20 protein-coding genes and 1 riboswitch are annotated in these 19,715 nt (G+C 68.9%); of the genes, 9 read left to right on the top strand and 11 right to left on the bottom strand.

Annotated features, from left to right (window positions below):
* Positions 1 to 99: 99 nt before the first annotated feature.
* Positions 100 to 723 (bottom strand): methylated-DNA--[protein]-cysteine S-methyltransferase, encoded by a 624-nt coding sequence (locus LTT66_RS10030; protein WP_233066174.1) that lies wholly within the window; start codon positions 721 to 723, stop codon positions 100 to 102.
* 50 nt (positions 724 to 773) lie between these two features.
* Positions 774 to 1,220, bottom strand: a complete 447-nt coding sequence (locus tag LTT66_RS10025) for a hypothetical protein (RefSeq protein ID WP_233066171.1) — start codon at positions 1,218 to 1,220, stop codon at positions 774 to 776.
* A gap of 30 nt (positions 1,221 to 1,250) precedes the next feature.
* On the opposite strand from LTT66_RS10025, the gene yczR reads away from it, so the two are divergent.
* Positions 1,251 to 2,756, top strand: a complete 1,506-nt coding sequence (yczR, locus tag LTT66_RS10020; RefSeq protein ID WP_233066168.1) for a MocR-like transcription factor YczR — start codon at positions 1,251 to 1,253, stop codon at positions 2,754 to 2,756.
* A 328-nt stretch (positions 2,757 to 3,084) separates the two neighbouring features.
* Here the strand turns inward: yczR and LTT66_RS10015 are convergent, their stop codons facing one another.
* The 3 genes from LTT66_RS10015 to LTT66_RS10005 form a co-directional block, all read right to left on the bottom strand.
* On the bottom strand, positions 3,085 to 4,182 hold the full coding sequence (locus LTT66_RS10015) for a CaiB/BaiF CoA transferase family protein (RefSeq protein ID WP_233066164.1): 1,098 nt from the start codon (positions 4,180 to 4,182) through the stop codon (positions 3,085 to 3,087).
* A gap of 111 nt (positions 4,183 to 4,293) precedes the next feature.
* Entirely contained in the window at positions 4,294 to 5,772 is a 1,479-nt protein-coding gene (locus tag LTT66_RS10010; protein ID WP_233066162.1) for a peptidoglycan DD-metalloendopeptidase family protein, read from the bottom strand.
* Between the two features lie 128 nt (positions 5,773 to 5,900).
* Positions 5,901 to 7,148: a GAF domain-containing protein gene (locus tag LTT66_RS10005; RefSeq protein ID WP_233066160.1), complete on the bottom strand. Its 1,248-nt coding sequence runs from the start codon at positions 7,146 to 7,148 to the stop codon at positions 5,901 to 5,903.
* Positions 7,149 to 7,362: 214 nt separating this feature from the next.
* On the opposite strand from LTT66_RS10005, the gene LTT66_RS10000 reads away from it, so the two are divergent.
* Together LTT66_RS10000 and LTT66_RS09995 are read left to right on the top strand one after the other, a co-directional pair.
* Entirely contained in the window at positions 7,363 to 8,184 is an 822-nt protein-coding gene (locus LTT66_RS10000; protein WP_195066297.1) for an alpha/beta fold hydrolase, read from the top strand.
* 36 nt (positions 8,185 to 8,220) lie between these two features.
* Positions 8,221 to 8,718: a DUF456 domain-containing protein gene (locus tag LTT66_RS09995; protein ID WP_233066158.1), complete on the top strand. Its 498-nt coding sequence runs from the start codon at positions 8,221 to 8,223 to the stop codon at positions 8,716 to 8,718.
* Between the two features lie 3 nt (positions 8,719 to 8,721).
* Here LTT66_RS09995 and LTT66_RS09990 read toward each other — a convergent pair whose 3' ends face one another.
* A complete protein-coding gene (locus tag LTT66_RS09990) occupies positions 8,722 to 9,600 on the bottom strand; it encodes an amidohydrolase family protein (protein ID WP_233066156.1) in 879 nt (292 codons plus the stop codon).
* Positions 9,601 to 9,684: 84 nt separating this feature from the next.
* Entirely contained in the window at positions 9,685 to 11,037 is a 1,353-nt protein-coding gene (locus LTT66_RS09985; RefSeq protein ID WP_408638834.1) for an FAD-dependent oxidoreductase, read from the bottom strand.
* Positions 11,038 to 11,522: 485 nt separating this feature from the next.
* Between LTT66_RS09985 and LTT66_RS09980 the strand changes: the two genes are divergently transcribed.
* The 3 genes from LTT66_RS09980 (at position 11,523) to LTT66_RS09970 (ending at position 13,794) form a co-directional block, all read left to right on the top strand.
* Positions 11,523 to 11,972 carry an Rv0361 family membrane protein gene (locus tag LTT66_RS09980; protein ID WP_233066153.1) on the top strand — a complete coding sequence of 150 codons (450 nt, stop codon included), beginning with the start codon at positions 11,523 to 11,525 and terminating at the stop codon, positions 11,970 to 11,972.
* Positions 11,973 to 12,035: 63 nt separating this feature from the next.
* A riboswitch (SAM riboswitch) is annotated at positions 12,036 to 12,152 on the top strand.
* Positions 12,153 to 12,166: 14 nt separating this feature from the next.
* Positions 12,167 to 12,583: a rhodanese-like domain-containing protein gene (locus LTT66_RS09975; RefSeq protein ID WP_181724991.1), complete on the top strand. Its 417-nt coding sequence runs from the start codon at positions 12,167 to 12,169 to the stop codon at positions 12,581 to 12,583.
* Positions 12,580 to 13,794: an O-succinylhomoserine sulfhydrylase gene (locus tag LTT66_RS09970; protein WP_233066151.1), complete on the top strand. Its 1,215-nt coding sequence runs from the start codon at positions 12,580 to 12,582 to the stop codon at positions 13,792 to 13,794. Before LTT66_RS09975 ends, LTT66_RS09970 begins: the two co-directional genes overlap by 4 nt.
* 23 nt (positions 13,795 to 13,817) lie before the next feature.
* On the opposite strand, the gene LTT66_RS09965 is transcribed toward LTT66_RS09970, so the two are convergent.
* Both LTT66_RS09965 and LTT66_RS09960 read right to left on the bottom strand, forming a co-directional pair.
* Positions 13,818 to 15,344: a serine/threonine-protein kinase gene (locus tag LTT66_RS09965; protein ID WP_233066148.1), complete on the bottom strand. Its 1,527-nt coding sequence runs from the start codon at positions 15,342 to 15,344 to the stop codon at positions 13,818 to 13,820.
* Positions 15,345 to 15,447: 103 nt separating this feature from the next.
* Complete coding sequence (locus LTT66_RS09960) at positions 15,448 to 15,900, bottom strand: RpiB/LacA/LacB family sugar-phosphate isomerase (protein WP_233066146.1); 453 nt, start codon at positions 15,898 to 15,900, stop codon at positions 15,448 to 15,450.
* Positions 15,901 to 16,006: 106 nt separating this feature from the next.
* Here LTT66_RS09960 and LTT66_RS09955 point away from each other — a divergent pair, with 106 nt between their 5' ends.
* Positions 16,007 to 16,636, top strand: a complete 630-nt coding sequence (locus tag LTT66_RS09955) for a type 1 glutamine amidotransferase family protein (protein ID WP_233066144.1) — start codon at positions 16,007 to 16,009, stop codon at positions 16,634 to 16,636.
* 60 nt (positions 16,637 to 16,696) lie between these two features.
* On the top strand, positions 16,697 to 17,155 hold the full coding sequence (locus LTT66_RS09950; RefSeq protein WP_195066304.1) for a MarR family winged helix-turn-helix transcriptional regulator: 459 nt from the start codon (positions 16,697 to 16,699) through the stop codon (positions 17,153 to 17,155).
* On the opposite strand, the gene LTT66_RS09945 is transcribed toward LTT66_RS09950, so the two are convergent.
* Positions 17,145 to 17,903, bottom strand: a complete 759-nt coding sequence (locus LTT66_RS09945) for an HAD-IIA family hydrolase (RefSeq protein ID WP_233069099.1) — start codon at positions 17,901 to 17,903, stop codon at positions 17,145 to 17,147. The genes LTT66_RS09950 and LTT66_RS09945 overlap by 11 nt on opposite strands.
* A 211-nt stretch (positions 17,904 to 18,114) precedes the next feature.
* Between LTT66_RS09945 and fgd the strand changes: the two genes are divergently transcribed.
* Positions 18,115 to 19,125 (top strand): glucose-6-phosphate dehydrogenase (coenzyme-F420), encoded by a 1,011-nt coding sequence (fgd, locus tag LTT66_RS09940; RefSeq protein ID WP_233066142.1) that lies wholly within the window; start codon positions 18,115 to 18,117, stop codon positions 19,123 to 19,125.
* Between the two features lie 67 nt (positions 19,126 to 19,192).
* On the opposite strand, the gene LTT66_RS09935 is transcribed toward fgd, so the two are convergent.
* On the bottom strand, positions 19,193 to 19,699 hold the full coding sequence (locus LTT66_RS09935) for a nitroreductase/quinone reductase family protein (protein WP_195097357.1): 507 nt from the start codon (positions 19,697 to 19,699) through the stop codon (positions 19,193 to 19,195).
* Between the last annotated feature and the right edge of the window lie 16 nt (positions 19,700 to 19,715).

The raw sequence follows: 19,715 nt of genomic DNA, 5'->3' as shown, positions 1-19,715 counted from the left end.
GACCGATATTCCCATGTGGTCGAGCTAGGTGATCACCCCGAGTCCGTGCCGCGACGAGCGCATCAGGTCTGGACCACACCAGGGTCCGCGCGCGGCCGCTCAGAACAAGGTGGGCTCGCCGAATCCTGAGGTGCGTTCGATGGTCAGCAGGCGTTGCTTGGTATCGATTCCGCCGGGGGCGGAGAAGCCGTGTAGCGCGTGGTCGGCGGCGAGCACGCGGTGGCACGGGATGATCAGCGGAATCGGGTTGCGGCCCAGGGCCTGTCCGACCGCCTGGGCTCCGCCCGGTGCGCCGACACGGTCGGCGACTTGGCCGTAGCTGAGAGTGTGGCCGGGGTCGATGGCACGTGTGACGGTGTAGACGGCGCGGTGGAAGTCCGGAATTCCGCTGGTGTCCACCGGAATCCAGCGCAGATCGTCGAGCTCGCCCGCGAGGTGGGCGCGGATGCCCGTGATGGCCTCGGCGATGGCGGCGGTGGGTGTTTCTTCGTGAACCTCTTCCCCAGCGCGAGGGCGGGTGATGCGCGCGCGGGTGGCCGCCGGGCCCGCCTCCGGGAGTTGGAATCGGATCACCCCCGCACCGCTCCATGCGATGGCGCAGCAACCGATCGCGGTGTCGAACAGCGCCGCCGCGGCACGGCCGGAGGCCACGGGCTGCGTGGTGGAACCGGTGGCCTCGGCGGGGCGATCGGTCGGGGAGGTGAGGCGAGTGGCGTCACTCATGTTGCCAAGTCTGCACCGACGGACCGACAAGTTCGCAATGGGCAGTCCAGTTAATCCGAACTGGCCTTTGATGCGCCTTCGACACGTCGAGCGCCTCCGGGCTCGGCGCGGCGGGCGAGCGGGGCGGACATGCTGGGGCGCGTGCTGCCGCCGCACTGGCCTGGTGCGGGTGAGGCGGCCTTCCGTGATGACAGGCCGAGCGCGGACGCCGGCGGCCGAGGGGCGATCGCCGTGGACTTCGCCATGCTGGGCGAGGCCGGGTCCGGCATGTCGCTGTGGCCGTAGATCGCGGCGAGGTCGGAGTATCGCCGCTGGTGGTCGTAGTAGGAGAGGGTTTGGTCGGACATCGGCGTGCCCGGATGGAAGCGTTCGAGACGGAACGCGCGTTCGTCGCGGCTCGGTGCGTACCGGTAGATCAGGTAGCCGGACAGGGCGAGCAGGAGCAGTGTGGCGAGGGCGGTCATATCCGCCAGCGTGCGCGCCACTGGCCTTGCCAAGAAATATCCAATCGGCCGATACTGGACCGCATGGCGACGAGAGTGATCGGCGCGGGCAGCCTGGCCCGCGATCTGGGCCGCTGGCGGCACGCGGACGATGGTGAGCCGGACGCGGCCGGGCGGCGGTCCACCCGCCCGGCGTACCTGGCGCTCGCCGAAGGCATCCGGCTGCTGATCCACGACGGTCGCGCGCCGCTGGGTGTCGCGTTGCCCAGCGAACGCGATCTCGCCGCCACCCTCGGGGTCAGCCGCACCACCATCACCTCCACCTACGCGCTGCTGCGCGAGCACGGCTACCTGATCAGCCGTCAGGGATCACGCAGCACGGTGGCCCTGCCCCAGGACGTGCAGCACGACGGCGTCAAACCGGCCAGGAGCATCCTCGCGATGATGGGCTCGCCCGAGCTGCCCACCATCGACATGACCTATGCCGCCATGGCCGCCCCGCTGGAGATGCAGGACGCGTATTCGGCTGCTCTGGAAGGGATTCCGGCATACCTCGGCACCCACGGCATGGACCCGGTCGGCGTGCTCGCGCTACGCGAGGCGATCGCCCGCCGCTACACCGCGCGCGGCTTGCCGACCGAGCCCGACCAGATCCTGGTCACCCTCGGCGCCCAGCACGGTCTGCGGCTGTTGCTGAACGTGCTCACGGCGCCCGCCGCCCGCGTGCTCATCGACCACCCGACCTATCCGAATGCCATCGAGGCGATCCGTGACGTCGGCGCCCGGCCGGTGCCGGTGCCGCTGCGACCGGAGGACCCGGCGGGCGGCTGGGATCTCGACGGCATCCGCAGCGCCGCCCGGCAGACCGCGGCCAGCCTGGCCTATCTGGTGCCGGACTACAACAACCCGACCGGCCTGCTGATGGACGCCGACGGCCGCGCCGAACTCGCCGCGATCGCGAGAGAAACCAGGATGACCGTCGTGATCGATGAGTCCATGGCGGATCTCGGGCTGAGCGAGGACGTCGCACAGCCGCCGGTCGCGGCCTTCGCCAAGGGCGCCGAGATCGTCACCATCGGCTCGGCTTCGAAGTCGTTCTGGGGCGGTCTGCGCGTCGGCTGGATCCGGACCAATCAGGCGCTGATCACCAAACTGCTCGGCATCCGCTCCACGGTGGACCTCGGCACCCCGGTGATGGACCAGTTGGCCACCGTGCACCTGCTCGAGCACGCGGACATCATTCTCGACCGCAGGCGCGGCCAATTGCGTTCGCAGCGTGCCGCTCTGCTCGACACGCTCGCCGAGGAACTGCCGGACTGGCGCGTCACCGTCGGCGCGGGTGGCATGTCGGTGTGGGCACAGCTGCCGACTTCGGTCTCCACGGCGCTCGCCGCCACGGCGCCCAACCACGGTGTACTGCTCGCGGCCGGGCCTCGATTCGGTGTGCAGGGCGCTTTCGAACGGTTCCTGCGGCTGCCGTTCACCCATCGGGAACCGGAATTGCGATTGGCGGTCAAGGCCATTGCCTCCGCCTATGTGGCGCTCACACCGCGCGCCGCGGACCCGTTGACGCCGTTGACCTGCTACTGAGGCGATCTCGCCGCCGCGGGGGGAGCCTCCGCCGGCGGCACTTCCCCTCCGAGCGCCGCCGGGCACGATCGGCCGGCCACCCCTCGGGGCCGGCTTGTCGTGCTCGGGCGGCGTGCGGAAAGCTCGCACGGCGCCTCGGCCTCCAGCTCGAGCTGCGGTCAAGGAGCGGACCGGATCGGTCTCGATGAGATCCGCTGTTCTCGAAGGCCGCCAGCTCGCGGACAGTATGGCAGGTGGGGTGCCAAACTGTCGAACCGGTTGGTTTGTTGCAACTTTCAATCAGCGAGCGGGGTACCGCGGCGATGCGCCGCGACACCCCGCTCCGCCCTCAGTCGGCCCAGACCGACTCGATCGGAGTGGCGGTGGTCGGCGGCGGGGTCGGAATCCCGTTCGGGGTACGGGAGAATCGCGGGGCGGGGGCATGCTGGGTGATGTCGTCCAGCTCGATCAGGGAGCCGCGGGCGGCGACGTGCTCGTTGCGCTTCGCCTCCTCGAAGGTGAGCACGGGCGAGACGCACGCGTCGGTGCCGACGAAGATCTCGGCCCACTCGTCCCGGGTCTTGGTCCGGAAACGTTCGGTGAACAGCTTTTTCAGCGTGTCCTGACCGGCGGGGTCGAGCTGGAAAGGCAGGCCGTCCGCGTCGATCTCCAGGCCGGCGAGCAGCTGTGCGTAGAACTGCGGTTCGATCGCACCGACCGCCATGTACTTTCCGTCGGCGGTTTCGTAGGTGTCGTAGAACGACATCCCGGTGTCGAGCAGGTTCACCCCGCGCTCGTCGGACCAGGCGCCGACGCCGCGCATGCCCCAGATCATGTGCGAAAGGGCAAGGGCGCCATCGACCATGGCCGCGTCGATCACCTGGCCCTTGCCGGACTGCTGCCGTTCGACCAGCGCGGCGAGGATGCCGAACACCAGGAACATCGAGCCGCCGCCGAAATCGCCCACCATGTTCAGCGGCGGAACCGGGCGTTCACCCTTGCGGCCGATGGCGTGCAGCACGCCGGTGATGGAGATGTAGTTGATGTCGTGCCCGGCGCGGTCGGCCAGCGGGCCCTCCTGGCCCCATCCGGTCATCCGCCCGTAGACCAGGCGCGGGTTGCGGGCGAGCGCGTCGTCCGGGCCGAGGCCCATCCGCTCGGTGACGCCGGGGCGGAAGCCCTCGATCAGCACGTCCGCCTTCTCGATGAGACCGAGCACCTTCTCGATGTCGGCCGGGTCCTTGAGGTTGGCCTCGACGATGGTCCGGCCACGCAGCTGCGGCCGGTCGAACCCGCCGGGCAGCTGGCCCGCCCGCTGCACCCGCACCACGTCGGCGCCCAGATCGGCGAGCAGCAGCGCGGCGTGTGGACCAGGGCCGATACCGGCCAACTCGATGACCTTGATGCCCGCGAGCGGGCCTCGCTCGGCGGTGGATGGATTGCTCACGCCCTACCTCGGTTCGTCGTTGATCCAGCGCACCGCTGGCCGGTGCGTCCTCCCGGACGTGACCGGGAGGTGTATTGACAGTATGACAATAACGCTGCGGCCGGAGCCGGGTCATACTCGAACACCCTGCGACGCGAGATAGGCGACGGGCTCGACAGGGCGGCCGTTGCGCCGCACCTCGTAGTGCAAGTGCGGGCCGGTGGAGTTGCCGGTGGACCCGACGGCGCCGATCACGGTGCCCGCGGCGACTCGCTGGCCGCTCTGGACCCGGATGCTGCCCGGGGTCTGGTGGGCGTAGATGGTCTCGGTGCCGTCGGCGGACCGGATCCGAACCTGATAGCCGTACCCGTCGCCGAAGTTGCCCGCTTTGACCACGGTGCCGCCGGTGGCGGCGTAGATGGGCGTGCCGGACGGGGCGGCGAGGTCGAGCCCGCCGTGGTGCTTGCCGCCCCGGGGACCGTAGTGCGAGGTGATTCGGTATTTCCCCGGGTCGAGGGGCGAGCGGGGGCGGCCGTCGCCCGGCAACGCGCTCGCGAGCCTGGTGTGTTTTCCGGCTATGCCGTTGAGGTATTGCGCGGTGAGGCGGTCCACCATGGCGGCGGTTTCGGTCGCCTTGGCCTGTCCTCCCCGGACTATGGTCTGGGCTTTCCGCAGAGCCTCGGAGAGTATCTGGTGTACCTTCCGCTGACCTTCCTTGGTGTAGGCGCTGGGCCCGAGTTCGGCGAGTTGCACGTTGACATCTCGGATCAGCCGGACCACGGCTTTCCGGTCGGCCCGGCTGTCCCCGGCCAGGCCGGAAATGTATCGCGCGAGGTCGTTGTCCAGGTTGTCGAACGCCTTCGCCGCGTTCTTCTGGAACAGCGCTCGCGCCTTGATCGCTGTCGCTCCCGCGCCCGAGCCGACCGATCCACTGGGGCGTGCCCCCAGACTTGCGGTGCCCGCCGCGTCGCCGTCGGTGCCGTACAGCGCCTCCAGCTTTTTCAACGCCTCCAGCGCTCGCTGGGCCTCCGGAGTCATTGCGGCTCCCGCAGCGGCGGTGTCGGTGGCTTTCGACCCGCCCGAGCCCGCGCCGGATCCGCCGCCCGCGAGGCCGGAGAGCGCCTGCGCCAGCATCGGCAGCGCCATCATGGCCATCGACCCGGCCGTCATGGCGGCCGGGGCGAGGCTCGCGATCATCTCCGGGTCGATCCCGGGCGGAGGTGCGGCGGGCTCGCCGCTCGCTGGTGGCGCGGCGGCGTTCGACGGCGGTGCGGCGCCCTCGGGCGGTGCCACCAGGCCACCGGGCTGCGGCGCCACAGCCCCGCCGGGGACCGCAGTGCCGGTAGCCGGTGGTGGTTGTGCGCCGTTGGGGGCGGTAGCGGGTGCGGAAACGGGTTGCGCGCGTGAGTTCGACGTGGGCGCAGCGGTGGTTGCGCCGGGCGCGTGCCGCGCCAGATCGGTGAGAGCACGGGCTGCCTGGGCGGCGATACCGGGGTCTTTCCGCTCGGCCGCAGGGGTCGCGGGCCCCGGGATGCCGGTCGAGTTGTCGGCGGGTCCGCCCTCGCTCGCTGCCTGTTCCTCCACGAGGTGAGCCACTTCCCCGCTGGTCACAATCACCTCCGCATGCCCACAAGCCCATCCGGCACGTCTCTCGCCCAGCGCTGTGGCCGAGATCAATTGTGACGTCGGGTGTTACCGCGTGGTCCTCATCACTGGGAATCGCCGGGCGCCGGAGGCTGTCACCAACGATCAGCGGATACCAGCCTGCTGTGCAATCGATGTCTTATTCGTCGAATGCCGGGAGCCTGGGAGTCGGGCAGCAAAGTACCTGGATATCGATTCCGGAGCTCGCTGCCGGATCCCGGCCCGAGACCGGCCTCCACCTGCCGGAAGTCGGCGTGGATTCGAGGGTCGAGCCGGTACGGGTCCGACACCAGGCGATATCCGACGATTCGCCGGAGCCTGGCCAGTTCCGCTCGTACCGTTACCGTCTTTCCGCCGGTCCCGTACAGCTCTTCGGCCAAGTGCGCCGCGGTCAGCCCGTGGGGGTTGTCGAGCAGAAGAACCACCAGCTCGCTGTGCCGAGGACTCAGTTCGTGGACGACGCCGTCCATCCACAGCAGGGCGCGGGCACGGCCCAGTGCGCTCACGCGGGGCGCCCGCGCGCCCGAAACGCTGTCCGGCAGAGCGTAGACGGAGAAGGGTCCGCCCGGCGCGAGCCTTTCGATTACTACGCGCCGACCGTCGGGCAGTTCGGTTTCGCCCTCGACCAGTGGTGCGGGCCAGACATCGGGCAGCCAACCCGGAGGCCACGCGTGCAACAGCCGGCCCTCGTGCGACAGCAGGGCGCCGCGGTCGCCGGCCCGGCTGAGGACACGATCCAGGTAGCGGGTGCGCACCTCGGCGTCATGCCGCCTGGTGAGTTCACGAAGGTGCGCCTCGGCCAGCCGCGCCGCGGTCGTGACCAGAGGCAACGCCAGCGCATTCGTGTGGCGAAGTCTGCAGGTGACGTCGACTACGCCGATCACAGCGCCACCCACCGGGTCCCTGATCGGTGCTGCCGTGCAGGTGAAGTCCGCGGCCACCGACAGGTAGTGCTCGGTGCCGCGGACTTGGAACGCGCGCCCCAGAGCCAGAGCGGTGCCCACGCCGTTGGTGCCCGCTTCGGTTTCGTGCCAGCGCGCTCCTGGCACGAGATTGGCTCGTCCCGCTGCTCGTCTGGTCGTCGAATCGCCCTGTACCCAGAGCAAATGGCCGTCCGCGTCGGCGCCGAACAGGACGTGGCCCGGTTCGAACGCGGCACCCTCGAGGCTCGCGAACAGGACCGGCCAGACCGAGGCCATCCGGTGATTTCTGCGCCAGGTGCGCACCTCGTCGTCGGTCAGGCCGACCTCGGGCAGATGCCGGTCCGGATGCAGGCCGCGACCACGGGCGCGATCCCACGAGGCGCGCACGTCCGCACGCATCAAGTGCGTCTGCCTTGTCACCAAAAGCGGGTGCCTCGTCGTATTTCGATCGGCCACAGTGTCCTACCGCCCGGAGACGTCCTGGCGTCGAGACCAGAGTAAGTACCGCGCCATCGCCCTGACAACGGGTTGCGCTGCGCTGCAACGTTCATGCAACCCCCGTTCGGCGCCTTCTCCGCGCGAGGAATGCGCGCCATCGTGTGCGAAACCATTTCTCGTGAACTGGAGGTTGTCGATGCCATACTTCGAACTGCCCGACGGTGTGCCGATGTACTACGAGGATCACGGGACCGGGCGTCCTGTCGTGCTCATTCACGGATGGACCATGAACAGCACCTTCTGGGCGCAGAACGTGCCCGCCCTGGCGGCGGGAAACCGGGTGATCAATCTCGATCTTCGCGGGCACGGCGCCTCTGGGAAGACCGACGACGGGCATACTCTCGCGCAGTACGCACGGGACATCCGCAGTCTGCTCGATCACCTCTCGCTCGATGACGTATGCCTGGTCGGCTGGTCGATGGGCACAGCGGTGATACTCGCCTACATTCAGCAGTTCGATTGTGAGCGGCTGCATTCGGTGGTCTTCGTGGACCAGTCGCCGCGATTTCTCGACGCGCCGGGCTGGGACTTTCCGCTCCAGGGCGGCTACTCCCAGAGTGATCTCGCGGTTTTCGTGCAGGCGGTGAAGTACGCGCGGCCGTCGGTGATCAAGCCGTTCATCGCGGCATGCTTCGCCGACACCCCGCCACCGGAGGTGATCGACGCGGTGTACGCGGAGACGGCGCAAACGCCGACCGCCGCGGCCTGCGCCGTCTGGTATGACATGGCCTTCGCCGACTTCCGGCAGGTCCTGCCCGAGGTCACCGTGCCCGCACTGCTGATCTACGGGGCGCAGAGCAAGATCTTCCCCGGTCCGCTCGACGAATGGCTCGCGGCGCAATTGCCGAACGCGAAGGCGGTGCGCTTCGAGCACAGCGGTCATGCGCCGTTCTCGGAGGAACCGGAGCGCTTCAACGAAGCACTCGCCGAGTTCCTGCGAGATGGCGAAATCTCATGAACAGCTCGGGAGCGCTCGCCGCTATAGGCTGCACGTGTGGACGCGCTGTCTGATCAGGGGTGGTACACCCTTCTCGCCGGCCTTGTGATTCTGGTCGGCCTCGTCGGGGTCGTCGTGCCGATCCTGCCGGGTGTCATCCTGATCTTCGGGGCCATCGCCGTCTGGACCTTCCTGACCGGGGGCGCCACGGCCTGGACGGTTTTCGCGATCAGCACGTTGCTGCTGGTGCTCTCCGGCGTCGTCAAATACACCTGGCCCGGGCGCAGGATGAAGGACGCGGGGGTGTCCAACCGCGCGGTCTTCCTCGGTGCGGTACTCGGCGTGGTCGGCTTCTTCGTGATCCCGGTGGTCGGCCTGTTCGTGGGGTTCGTTCTCGGCGTGTACCTTTCGGAACTCCAGCGGCTGCGCGTCAACCGGCAGGCCTGGCAGGCGACGGTGCACGCGTTGAAGGGCGTCGGTCTGTCCATCATGATCGAGCTCTTCGGCGCGCTGCTGGCCGTCGTGGTCTGGGTGGTAGGCGTCTTCGCCGTCTGAGCGCTACCGATCGATGGCGGGGAACGGAATCGTGTCTCCCGCACGGCTTTCGTCGGGCAGTTCGTCGCGGCGCAGCCGCAGGGTCGGCGGTTCCGGGCGGTACAGCGGCAATGTGGGGGCGTGGTCGGTGCTGACGGTGCGCTCGCGGGCCGGGAGACGGTAGAACGCGCGTGCGTTGTCCTCCAGCACCGCGTACATGTCGGTGCCCACGACGTCACAGAGCAGATCGACGTCCGAGTCCTCGAACGGGCGCCCGGCGCGAGTGCCGGGCAGATCGGTGCCGAACATCAGGGCTTCGGGATTCACGGCGTGAATGCGGCGCAGCGTGTCGGCCACGTTCATGGCGACCCGGCCGAAACCCGTCGCTTTGACCTTGGCGCCGCGATCGACGAGATCGAGCAGGAAAGGCACGCCCTCCGCGGACATGCCCAAATGGTCGACCGACAGCGCGGGCAGCTTGGAGATGACGGGTTGCAGCGAGGCCAGCATCGTGCCGTCGATGTAGACCTCGACGTGCCAGCCCGCCAATTCGTACGCGCGCAGCGCCTGCAACGTCATCCCGGTGATGTCGGTGGCCGCGCGTTTGAGGTTGAAGCGCAGCGCGCGCACGCCGATGCGGTCCAGTTCGAGGATCTCCTCGTCGCTGGCGTCGAGGTCGAGCCGGGTGACACCGACCCAGCCCGGACCGAGTTCGGCGAGGGCGGCCTTCAAGTACGTCTGGTCGGTGCCCTGGAACGACCCGCTGACCACCGCGCCGCCGCCGATGTCGAATCGCGACATGCGCTTGCGGTAATCGGCGATGGTGAACGGGTCGGGCAGGTAGCCCTCGTTCTCGGCCAACGGAAACCGCGGGTCGAAGATGTGCAGGTGGGCATCGAACACTTGTACAGAATGCCTCAGTGTCGGATTTTCCGCTGCCACAGCGGGGGTGTCGCGGTGGCAGCGGAGTCGTTCGCAGCCGGGTGATCAGACCTTGTGCGGTTCGCTGGCGCGCAGCATGTCCTCGCGCTCCACCACCTTGACCCGCTCGCGGCCCTCGGGCTCGCCGAGGGAGCGCTCGTGCGCGTCCAGGCGGTACCAGCCGGCCCAGGTGGTGAACGGAATGCCCTTGCTCTCCAGGAACTCGGTGACGGCCTCGGGTTCGGGCCGCTCGGCCGGTGCGAAGCTGGGAGCGTCGTCCAGCAGGCAGGCGATGGTCTCGTTGGCGTCGCCCTTGGTGTGACCGATCAGGCCCACGGGGCCGCGCTTGATCCAGCCGGTGACGTAGGTGGCGGGCATGTACCGCGCGGCGCCGTCGGCGTTCTCGTCGGTGATCACGCGACCCGCTTCGTTCGGCACGGTGCCCGCCTGGTCGTCGAACGGCAGGTGGGTCAGGTTCTGCGACAGGTAGCCGACAGCACGGTAGACCGCCTGCACGTCCCAGTCCTTGAACACGCCGGTGCCCTTGACGTTGCCGGTGCCGTCGAGCTGGGTGCGCTCGGTGCGCAGGCCGACCACCTTGCCGTTCTCGCCGAGCACCTCGGCGGGCGATTCGAAGAAGTGCAGGAACAGCTTGTGCGGGCGGTCGCCTGCGTCGCGGATGGCCCACTGCTCGAGGGTGTTGGCGACCATGTCCACCTGCTTGGAGTGGCGGCGCGCGGCTTCGGAGCCTTCGTCGTAGTCGATGTCCTCGGGGTCGACGATGACTTCGATGGTGGGCGAGTGGTCGAGTTCGCGCAGTTCCAGCGGGGTGAACTTGGCCTGTGCCGGGCCGCGACGGCCGAAGACGTGGACTTCCACGGCCTTGTTGGCCTTCAGGCCCTTGTAGACGTTCGGCGGGATCTCCGTGGGCAGCAGCTCGTCGCCGGTCTTGGCCAGCACGCGCGCGACGTCCAGCGCGACGTTGCCGACGCCGAGGACCGCGACCTTCTCCGCGTCCAACGGCCAGGTGCGGGGCACGTCGGGGTGGCCGTCGTACCAGGAGACGAAGTCGGCGGCGCCGAAGGAGCCGTCCAGATCGATCCCGGGGATCGGCAGGGCGCGGTCGGCGTTGGCGCCGGTGGAGAAGATCACCGCGTCGTAGAAGGCGCGCAGGTCGTCGAGGGTGATGTCGGTGCCGTAGTCGATATTGCCCAGCAGGCGCACCTGCGGCTTGTCCAGCACCTTGTGCAGGGCGGTGATGATGCCCTTGATCCGCGGATGGTCGGGCGCGACGCCGTAGCGGATCAACCCGAACGGCGCGGGCATGCGCTCGAACAGGTCGATGCTCACCTCGGCATCGGACTTCATCAACGCGTCGGCGGCGTAGATCCCGGCCGGTCCGGCGCCCACGATCGCGATGCGGAGCGGGCGGGTCTTCGCGGTGTGCGCGTCAGGCCCGGAGGAGGAAGCCTGCGTCACCGTGGAGGGCTCACGGACACCGCCGTCCTCTACTGCACTCTGTTCGGTCATCTTTTACGCGCACCTTATGGTCGAAACAATGAATGACGTCTGGGCTTAGCTTAGGCTAAGTTGACGCACCGGCTCGTCGCACCCGTCCGGTGCGGACGCCGGCGTTGCCGGCTCGTGGCTGCACGGTGCTCCGTTCCGCGGCGTGGAGCTGCCGATTCGCTATGACAGCAGGACGCCGTTCCGCGATTCTATCGGGATGGTCGATCCCACCCCGCGGCGGTGCGTGAACTCGGCGGATGTCATCGCAAGCCACATCCGTCGCTTACCCGGTTCCGCGCCGCCTATCGCGGCCGCCCGGCCCCGGTCGTGATCGCCGCGGTCCTGAGCCGGGGGCCGAGCGCTCGATACCCGCGCCGACCAGGGATCATCGAGTCATGAGCGAACAGCAGCCGACCCCGGGCGAGGATGAGATCATCCGGGTCGATCAGACCGACAAGCGCTCCGCGGCCCCGTTCATCGCGGCCGCGGTGGTCGCGGCGATCGTGCTGATCGCGATCGTGCTCGGCGGTGTGCTGTCGCCCGCTGAGAAAAATGTCACAGAAGCCGACCGCCTCGTGGCGGCCGTCCGCAATTTCGTCGACGGCTCCAATCGCAGCGACGCCGTGCCGCCGCCGGGCACCGCCTGCCAGGGTTTCGACGCGAGCCGCTCGCCGCTGGCGGGCCGAGACGGCGCCGGAAAGCCGGTCGAGATCACGAAAATCGACAGCCCCATGGTGGACGGCGACCGGGGCAAGGCGACCGTGACGACGAAGGTGGACGGGCGGGAGGCGACGTCGACCTGGAATCTCACCAGGTCCGGCGGCAAGTGGCTGGTCTGCACCTGAGCGTTCGCGCGGTGCGCGCCAGGGTTTGACAGGGTGACCCGGGTCGGTGCAATCTCAGTCGAAGGTCATGAGAACCAGTGTCAAGCCCCGGCATTACTGGTCGGCAACCCTCCTCCGCGGTGGGGTGCTCCGGGTGACGACCTGGCGGCGCCCCGGTCCCGGGCGCGGCAAGTGCGGATTCGCAGGAGGTGCACATGAGTTATGCCGGTGACATCACTCCGCAGCAGGCATGGGAACTGTTGCGGGACAATCCCGAAGCCGTCCTGGTGGACGTGCGGACGGAAGCGGAATGGAGGTTCGTCGGCGTCCCCGACACGAGCTCCATCGAACGGCCGACCGTGCTGATCGAGTGGGTCGACTCGACGGGTGCGCGCAACGAGGCGTTCGTCGAGCAGTTGAAGCAGGCGCTCGACGGTCACGACCCCGATGCTCCCGTCGTCTTCCTCTGTCGCTCCGGCCAGCGTTCGGTGGGCGCGGCGATCACCGCCACGTCGGCGGGTTACCGCACCTCCTACAACGTGCTCGAGGGCTTCGAAGGCCCGCTCGACGAATTCGGGCATCGCGGCGGCGCGGGCTGGCGTGCCCTCGGACTGCCCTGGCGGCAGTCGTGATCACCGGCGGCGCGTTCGACAAGCCACTGCCTGACGGCGTCGGCCCCGCGACGCTCGGCGTGCGTGGCGGCCTGCGGCGCTCCGGTTTCGAGGAGACCGCCGAGGCGCTCTTTCTGACCTCCGGCTTCGTCTACGAGAGTGCCGAGGCCGCCGAGGCCGCGTTCACCGGCGAGGTGGAGCACTTCGTCTACTCCCGCTACGGCAACCCCACCGTGGCCATGTTCGAGGAGCGGATGCGCCTGCTCGACGGCGCCGAAGCGTGCTTCGCGACCGCGAGTGGCATGTCCGCGGTGTTCACCGCGCTGGGCGCGCTGCTGAGCGCGGGCGACCGGCTCGTCGCCGCGCGCAGCCTGTTCGGCTCGTGCTTCGTGGTGTGCAACGAGATCCTGCCGCGCTGGGGCGTGGAGACCGTCTTCGTCGATGGCGAGGATCTCGACCAGTGGGAACAGGCGCTGTCGGTGCCCACCCAGGCGGTGTTCTTCGAGACGCCCGCCAATCCGATGCAGACGCTGGTCGACGTGCGCCGGGTAACCGAGCTGGCGCACGCGGCGGGTGCGAAAGTCGTGCTGGACAACGTGTTCGCCACTCCGCTGCTGCAACGTGGCTTCGAACTCGGCGCCGACGTGGTGGTCTACTCGGGCACCAAGCACATCGATGGGCAAGGCCGCGTGCTGGGCGGCGCGATTCTGGGCGCGCAGGACTACATCGGCGGGCCGGTGAAAACGCTGATGCGCCATACCGGTCCGGCGCTGAGCCCGTTCAACGCGTGGACACTGCTCAAGGGTCTGGAGACGATGCCGCTGCGGGTGCGCCATTCCACGGAGTCCGCCCTGCGCATCGCCCGCTTCCTGGAGAGCAACCCGGCCGTCAGCTGGGTGCGATACCCGTTCCTGGAATCACATCCGCAGCACGCGCTGGCCACCGGTCAGATGAGCGGAGGCGGCACCGTGGTCACCTTCGAGCTGAACGCACCCCAGAACGAGGCGAAGAAGCGCGCTTTCGAAGTCCTGAACGGGTTGCGCATCGTCGACATCTCCAACAACCTCGGTGACGCCAAGAGCCTGATCACGCACCCGGCCACCACCACCCACCGCGCCATGGGCCCCGAAGGCCGGGCAACCATCGGCCTGACCGACGGCGTCGTGCGCATCTCGGTGGGCCTCGAAGACGTCGAAGACCTCCTGGACGACCTCGACCACGCCCTTTCCTGACCACGGAACCGTCGCGCGATCGGTCAGCCGATCGGCACGGTGACGCCGGGCGACGACGGTGCGCCGCGCAGAATCAAGTGGCTCGCGACATCGTCCTTCTTGTCGTTCTTCTTGCCGTTCTTGTTCTTGCCGGGCAGGTCGAAGGCCAGTCGGATCGTACTGACGCGGCCGGGAGCGAGGCGCGCGGAGTCGCCGGGCGAATTGAGTTCGGCGGTGACCACCGCGTCGGGCGGGACGGAGCGGCCGCCGGTGGTCACCAGCCGTTGATCGGCTACGACAAGGGTTTGTTCGCGGTCGGACACGTTGGTGACCGTAAGTGTCACGATTGTGTGGGAATCGGCCGCGGTTGTCGCGTCGGAGGCCACGCCGGTCACGGTGAAAGCGAAGTTTCCGTCGCGCACGGCAGGACCCGGATTCGCGGCCTGCCCGCCGGTCGACGGCAGCGAGGCATCGGTCGGCGTGGCGGCTTCGCTGGCCGTCGGACCCGCAACAGGTGCGGACCCGAAGTCGATGCCGCTTCCGAGCAGCCACAACCCCACCGCGGCGACGAGCGCCGCTCCGGCGGCGAAGGGTATCCATCCGCGCAATCGATGATCGCGTTGCCCGGCCTGAGCGGCTGAACGAACCTCGGCCGTCGGGGGCGTCGGGGTGGCGGCCGTCAGCTTCCGAGTAGCCGGGTGGCCGGCCGGTGCCGTGGTATGCGTGACAGGCGGGGGCGGTAGCGCAGGTGCGGATCGGGCCAGGGCAGCCGAGGCCGCCGCGGCGAAATTCCCCGCGCTGCTGTAGCGCGCGTCCGGCTCCTTGGCCATCCCCCGGGCTATGACGGCGTCGAGTGCGGCCGGGACGTCGCGGGCAGCCCGCGCGGCACGCGGCGGTTCGCTCGTCAGGTGCGCGTGCATCTGCTGTGCCGGATCGCCTTCGCCGTAGGGCGGTTTTCCGGTGAGGGTTTCGTAGAGCACGCAGGCCAGCGAATAGACATCGGACCGGGCGTCGACCGTGCCGGTGAATCGCTCCGGCGCCATGTACCCCAGTGTGCCGACCACCAGCCCGGTAGCGGTGAGCGCGGTGCTGTCGGCGGCACGGGCGATACCGAAGTCGATCAGATACACGAAACCGCTGGTGTGCAGGAGGATGTTGCCCGGCTTCACATCGCGGTGCACGAGTCCGGCCGCGTGCGCGGCGTCCAGCGCCTCGGCGGCCTGGACGATGACGTCGACGGCCCGATCCGGTGGCAGCGCGCCCGATTTCAGGCGTGTGCCGAGGTCGACACCCTCGATATAGGCCATCTCCAAGAACAGGTGGCCGTCGACCTCGCCGAATGCGTGGATCGTCACGATGTGCGGATTGCGTACCCGGGCGCCCAACCGCGCCTCCCGCTCGAAGCGCTGTCGATAGAGCGAATCGGCGGTGTACGCCGCGGACAGCACCTTGAGTGCGACGGCGCGCCCGTCATGGTCGTGTGCCAACCACACCTCGCCCATGCCGCCGCGACCCAGCAAGCGTTCGAGAGAATAGTTCCCGAACGTGCCGCCGGGGCCCTGCACGAGCATGCCTCGACCGTATCGCCGGGTTCCGTCGCCCTCGCAGGCGGGCCCGGTCGCCCCCCTTCACATGCTGTCGATGGAGCGCGTCACGCGGAGTCCGGCGGCTTCGTCAGGCCTCGATGGCGCGTTCGATTTCGGCGAGATGGGCGATATTGGCCTGGTCGTCGGGGCTGGCGCTCGGTTCGGTGGTGAACCAGGCGTCGAGGATTTCGCGGAGTTCGGCGCTGGAGGTCGAACGTAGGCTCAGGGCCAGGACGTTGGCGTCGTTCCAGGTGCGGGCGCCCGCCGCGGTCGAGGCGTCCGCGCAGAGCGCGGCGCGCACGCCGGGGACCTTGTTGGCCGCGATCGAGGCGCCGGTGCCGGTCCAGCAGCAGACGATCGCCTGGTCGGTATGGCCTCGAGCCACGTCACGGGCCGCCGCTTCGCTGGCCCATGCCCAGTCGTCACGCTCCTCGGCGGACAGCGCGCCGTGCAGCACGATCTCGTGACCGCGCTTGCCCAGCTCGCCGACCAGTTCCTCGGCCACCCCGACCCGCTCGTCCGCCGCCACCGAGATCCGCATGCCCCCAGCGTAGTTGCCGCTTCGCCGTGTCGTCCCGCTTCGTGCTCGACCCGGCACACGCCGTCGGGGGTTGACAGTATCCTGTCAAATATGACAGCATACTGTCATGACCACGAAGACAGTGCACATGGCCGTTTACGACACCCTCGCCGACTGGGAGGTGGGCGCGGCCACCGCGCACATCAACAAGCCGAGCTGGCATCGGGAGCCGGGAACGTGGCAGGTGAGGACGGTGGGGCTGAGCGCGGAGCCGATCACCACGATGGGTGGGATGCGCATCGTGCCGGACGTCGTGCTCGCCGATCTCACGCCCGCCGGCAGCGCGATGCTGATCCTGCCGGGGGCGGAGACCTGGGAGGGGCCGGAACTGGATCCGTTCACGCACAAGGCGCGCGAGTTCGTGGCCGCCGGTGTCCCGGTCGCCGCGATCTGCGGCGCGACGTTCGGCCTGGCCAAGGCCGGCCTGCTCGACACCCGCAAACACACCAGCAATGTCGCGGAATTCCTGCTCTACAGCGGGTATTCGGGCGCCGACCACTACGTCGAGGCCCCTGCCGTCACCGACGGCGACGTGATCACCGCCAGCGCGAGCGCTCCGTTCGAATTCGCGCGCGAGGTGCTCGGCCGGCTCGGCGTGTACGAGCCGCATGTGCTGGATGGCTGGTACCGGTTGTTCGCGCACGCCGACCCGGCCGGATGGGCGGTGCTCGCGGAATACGACGCCCAGCATGCGTGAGCGAGAATCGTCGGTGATCCGGTCGGCCGGGTCACCGACGCGAGTCTCGGGAGGTGCGGCATGAACGGCGAACAGGAGTTGTTCGCCACGGCGGCGATCACGTCGTTCCGTTTGAACGGTCAGTTCCTCGCGGTGGCCGAGGAGCTGGCGCGACCGGCGGGTCTGACCGCCGCTTGGTGGCAGGTGCTCGGCGCGGTGCTGCGGGCGCCGTTGCCCGTCGCCGGGATCGCCCGCGAGATGGGCATCACCCGCCAGAGTGTGCAGCGCATCGCGGATCTGCTGGTGGACAAGGGGCTTGCCGAATACCGTCCCAATCCCGCCCACCGCCGGGCGAAACTCGTCGCAGTCACCGAGGCGGGCCAGGCCGCGGTCCGCCGCATCAATCCGCAGCACAGGGTGATGGCCGAACGGCTCGTGGACGAGCTGGGCCGCGAGCAACTCGCGCTCACGGTCGAGGTGCTCACCAAGCTGTCCGCGGCGATGGAGGCGATCACCGCGGACGACCCGCTCAGTCCGTGAACGGGGACTTCGTCTTACCGATCAGGTCGGCGACGGAGTCCACGACCATGGTCGGACGGTAGGGGTAGGCCTCGAAGGACGCGCGGGTGGAGATGCCCGAAGTGACCAGGATGGTGCGCATGCCCGCTTCCAGGCCGGAGATGACATCGGTGTCCATCCGGTCGCCGATCATCACCGTCGACTGGGAGTGCGCGCCGATGCGGCGCAGCGCTGAACGCATCATCAGCGGGTTCGGCTTGCCGACGTAGTACGGATCGCGGCCGGTGGCGCGGGTGATCAGCGCGGCCACCGAGCCGGTCGCGGGCAGTGAGCCGTCCCGGGACGGCCCGGTCGGGTCCGGGTTGGTCGCGATGAAACGGGCGCCGCGCTCGACCAGCCGGATCGCGGTGGTGATCGCCTCGAAGGAGTACGTGCGGGTCTCGCCGAGCACGACGTAGTCCGGGTCGCTGTCGGTGAGCACGTAGCCGATCTCGTGCAGTGCGGTGGTGAGCCCGGATTCGCCCACCACGTAGGCGGTTCCGTTGGGACGCTGTTCGTCCAGGAAAGTGGCGGTGGCCAGCGCGGAGGTCCAGATCGCCTCCTCCGGGATGTCGAGGCCGGTGTGGCGCAGCCGCGCCTGCAGATCGCGCGGGGTGCGGATCGAATTGTTCGTCAGCACGAGGAACGGCGTCTCGTTGGCGCGCAGTTCGGCGAGGAACTTGTCGGCGCCCGGAATGAGGTGGTCCTCGTGCACCAGCACGCCGTCCATATCGGTCAAGTAGGACAGGATCGGCTCGTCGTCTGCGGTCACGCGGCCATTATCCGCTATCGCCCCGTGACCGAAACCGGAACGACCGGTATGGGCCGCCGGCACTCCGAAGATCATCCGCGCCAGGCCGTCGGCGCGGAGCGCGGCAGCGTTGGCTACTGTCGAGGACGGATCGCGATGGCGGCGAAACGAAACGCGAGGAGCGTGGCAGATGAGCGAACTCAAGCTCGGATACAAGGCATCGGCGGAGCAGTTCGGGCCCCGTGAACTCGTCGAGATTGCTGTGCTGGCCGAGGAACACGGCATGGACAGCGCCACCGTGAGCGACCACTTCCAGCCGTGGCGGCACAAGGGCGGGCACGCGCCCTTCTCGCTGGCCTGGCTGGCCGCGGTCGGCGAGCGCACCAACCGCATCCAGCTCGGCACTTCGGTGCTCACCCCGACGTTCCGCTACAACCCCGCGGTGATCGCACAGGCATTCGCCACCATGGGCTGCCTGTACCCGGACCGCGTCATGCTCGGGGTCGGCACCGGTGAGGCGCTCAACGAGATCGCCACCGGATACACCGGCGAATGGCCCGAGTTCAAGGAGCGTTTCGCGCGCCTGCGGGAGGCCGTCGACCTGATGCGCGCGCTGTGGACCGGCGACCGGGTCGACTTCGACGGCCAGTACTACAAGACCGTCGGCGCCTCCATCTACGACGTGCCCAAGGGCGGCATCCCGATCTACGTCGCCGCGGGCGGTCCGCTCGTCGCACGGTACGCCGGCCGTGCGGGCGACGGGTTCATCTGCACCTCGGGCAAGGGCATGGACCTCTACACCGAGAAGCTGATGCCCGCCGTCGCCGAGGGTGCGGCGAAGGCCGGACGCAGCGTCGACGGCATCGACCGGATGATCGAGATCAAGCTCTCCTACGACACCGACCCGGAATTGGCCAGGGAGAACACCCGGTTCTGGGCCCCGCTCTCGCTCACCGCGGAGCAGAAGCACAGCATCACCGACCCGATCGAGATGGAGACCGCCGCCGACGCGCTGCCGATCGAGCAGATCGCCAAGCGCTGGATCGTCGCCAGTGACCCCGACGAAGCCGTCGCCCAGATCAAGCCCTACCTCGACGCCGGCCTCAACCACCTGGTCTTCCACGCCCCCGGCCACGACCAGCGCCGCTTCCTCGACCTCTTCCAACGCGACCTGGCCCCCCGCCTGCGCGCCCTGTCCTGACCTCCACGAGTGGCACACCACGGAGAGGTCTGCTCGACCGATGCCGCAGCGGTGTGCCACTCGTGGATCACGCCCGCTGGAGGGCGAAGATGCGCAGGTCGCGGGTGGTGCGGGTGCGGTAGGCGGCGTAGGCGCCGGTGATGTCTACGAAGCGCTGGAAGATGGGGTCTTTGTCGGGGGCTTCGACCGGGGTGGCCGTTACTCGGATGCGTTCGCCCGCGATCGCGACCGTCGCGGTCGGGTTCGCCAGCAGATTGGCGGTCCAGGCCGGGTGGTGGGCTCGGCCGAAATTGCTGCCGATCACGTAGAGCGTGTCGCCGTCGTGCACGTACAGCAGGGGTTGGGTGCGCGGTTGCCCGGACTTGCGGCCGATGGTGGTGAGCAGGATGACCGGCGCGCCGATCGGGCCGAGCAGGGTGTACTTGGCGCCGGTGCGTTCCAGGACCGCCCGATCCAGCGGGGTGATCGCGCGGACGAGCCGGGACCCGGCCTTGGTAGCCGCAAATCTACTTGCCGTGCGGGCGAATAGGTTGGTGCGCGAACCCCACTGCCGATCCGGAAAATGCTCAGCCATGCCCGGACTATAGCGG

Source organism: Nocardia gipuzkoensis, assembly GCF_021183645.1.
GTDB classification, from domain to species: domain Bacteria; phylum Actinomycetota; class Actinomycetes; order Mycobacteriales; family Mycobacteriaceae; genus Nocardia; species Nocardia abscessus.
Note: the sequence above shows the minus strand (reverse complement) of the source record. Positions and strands in the feature narration are given on the sequence as shown.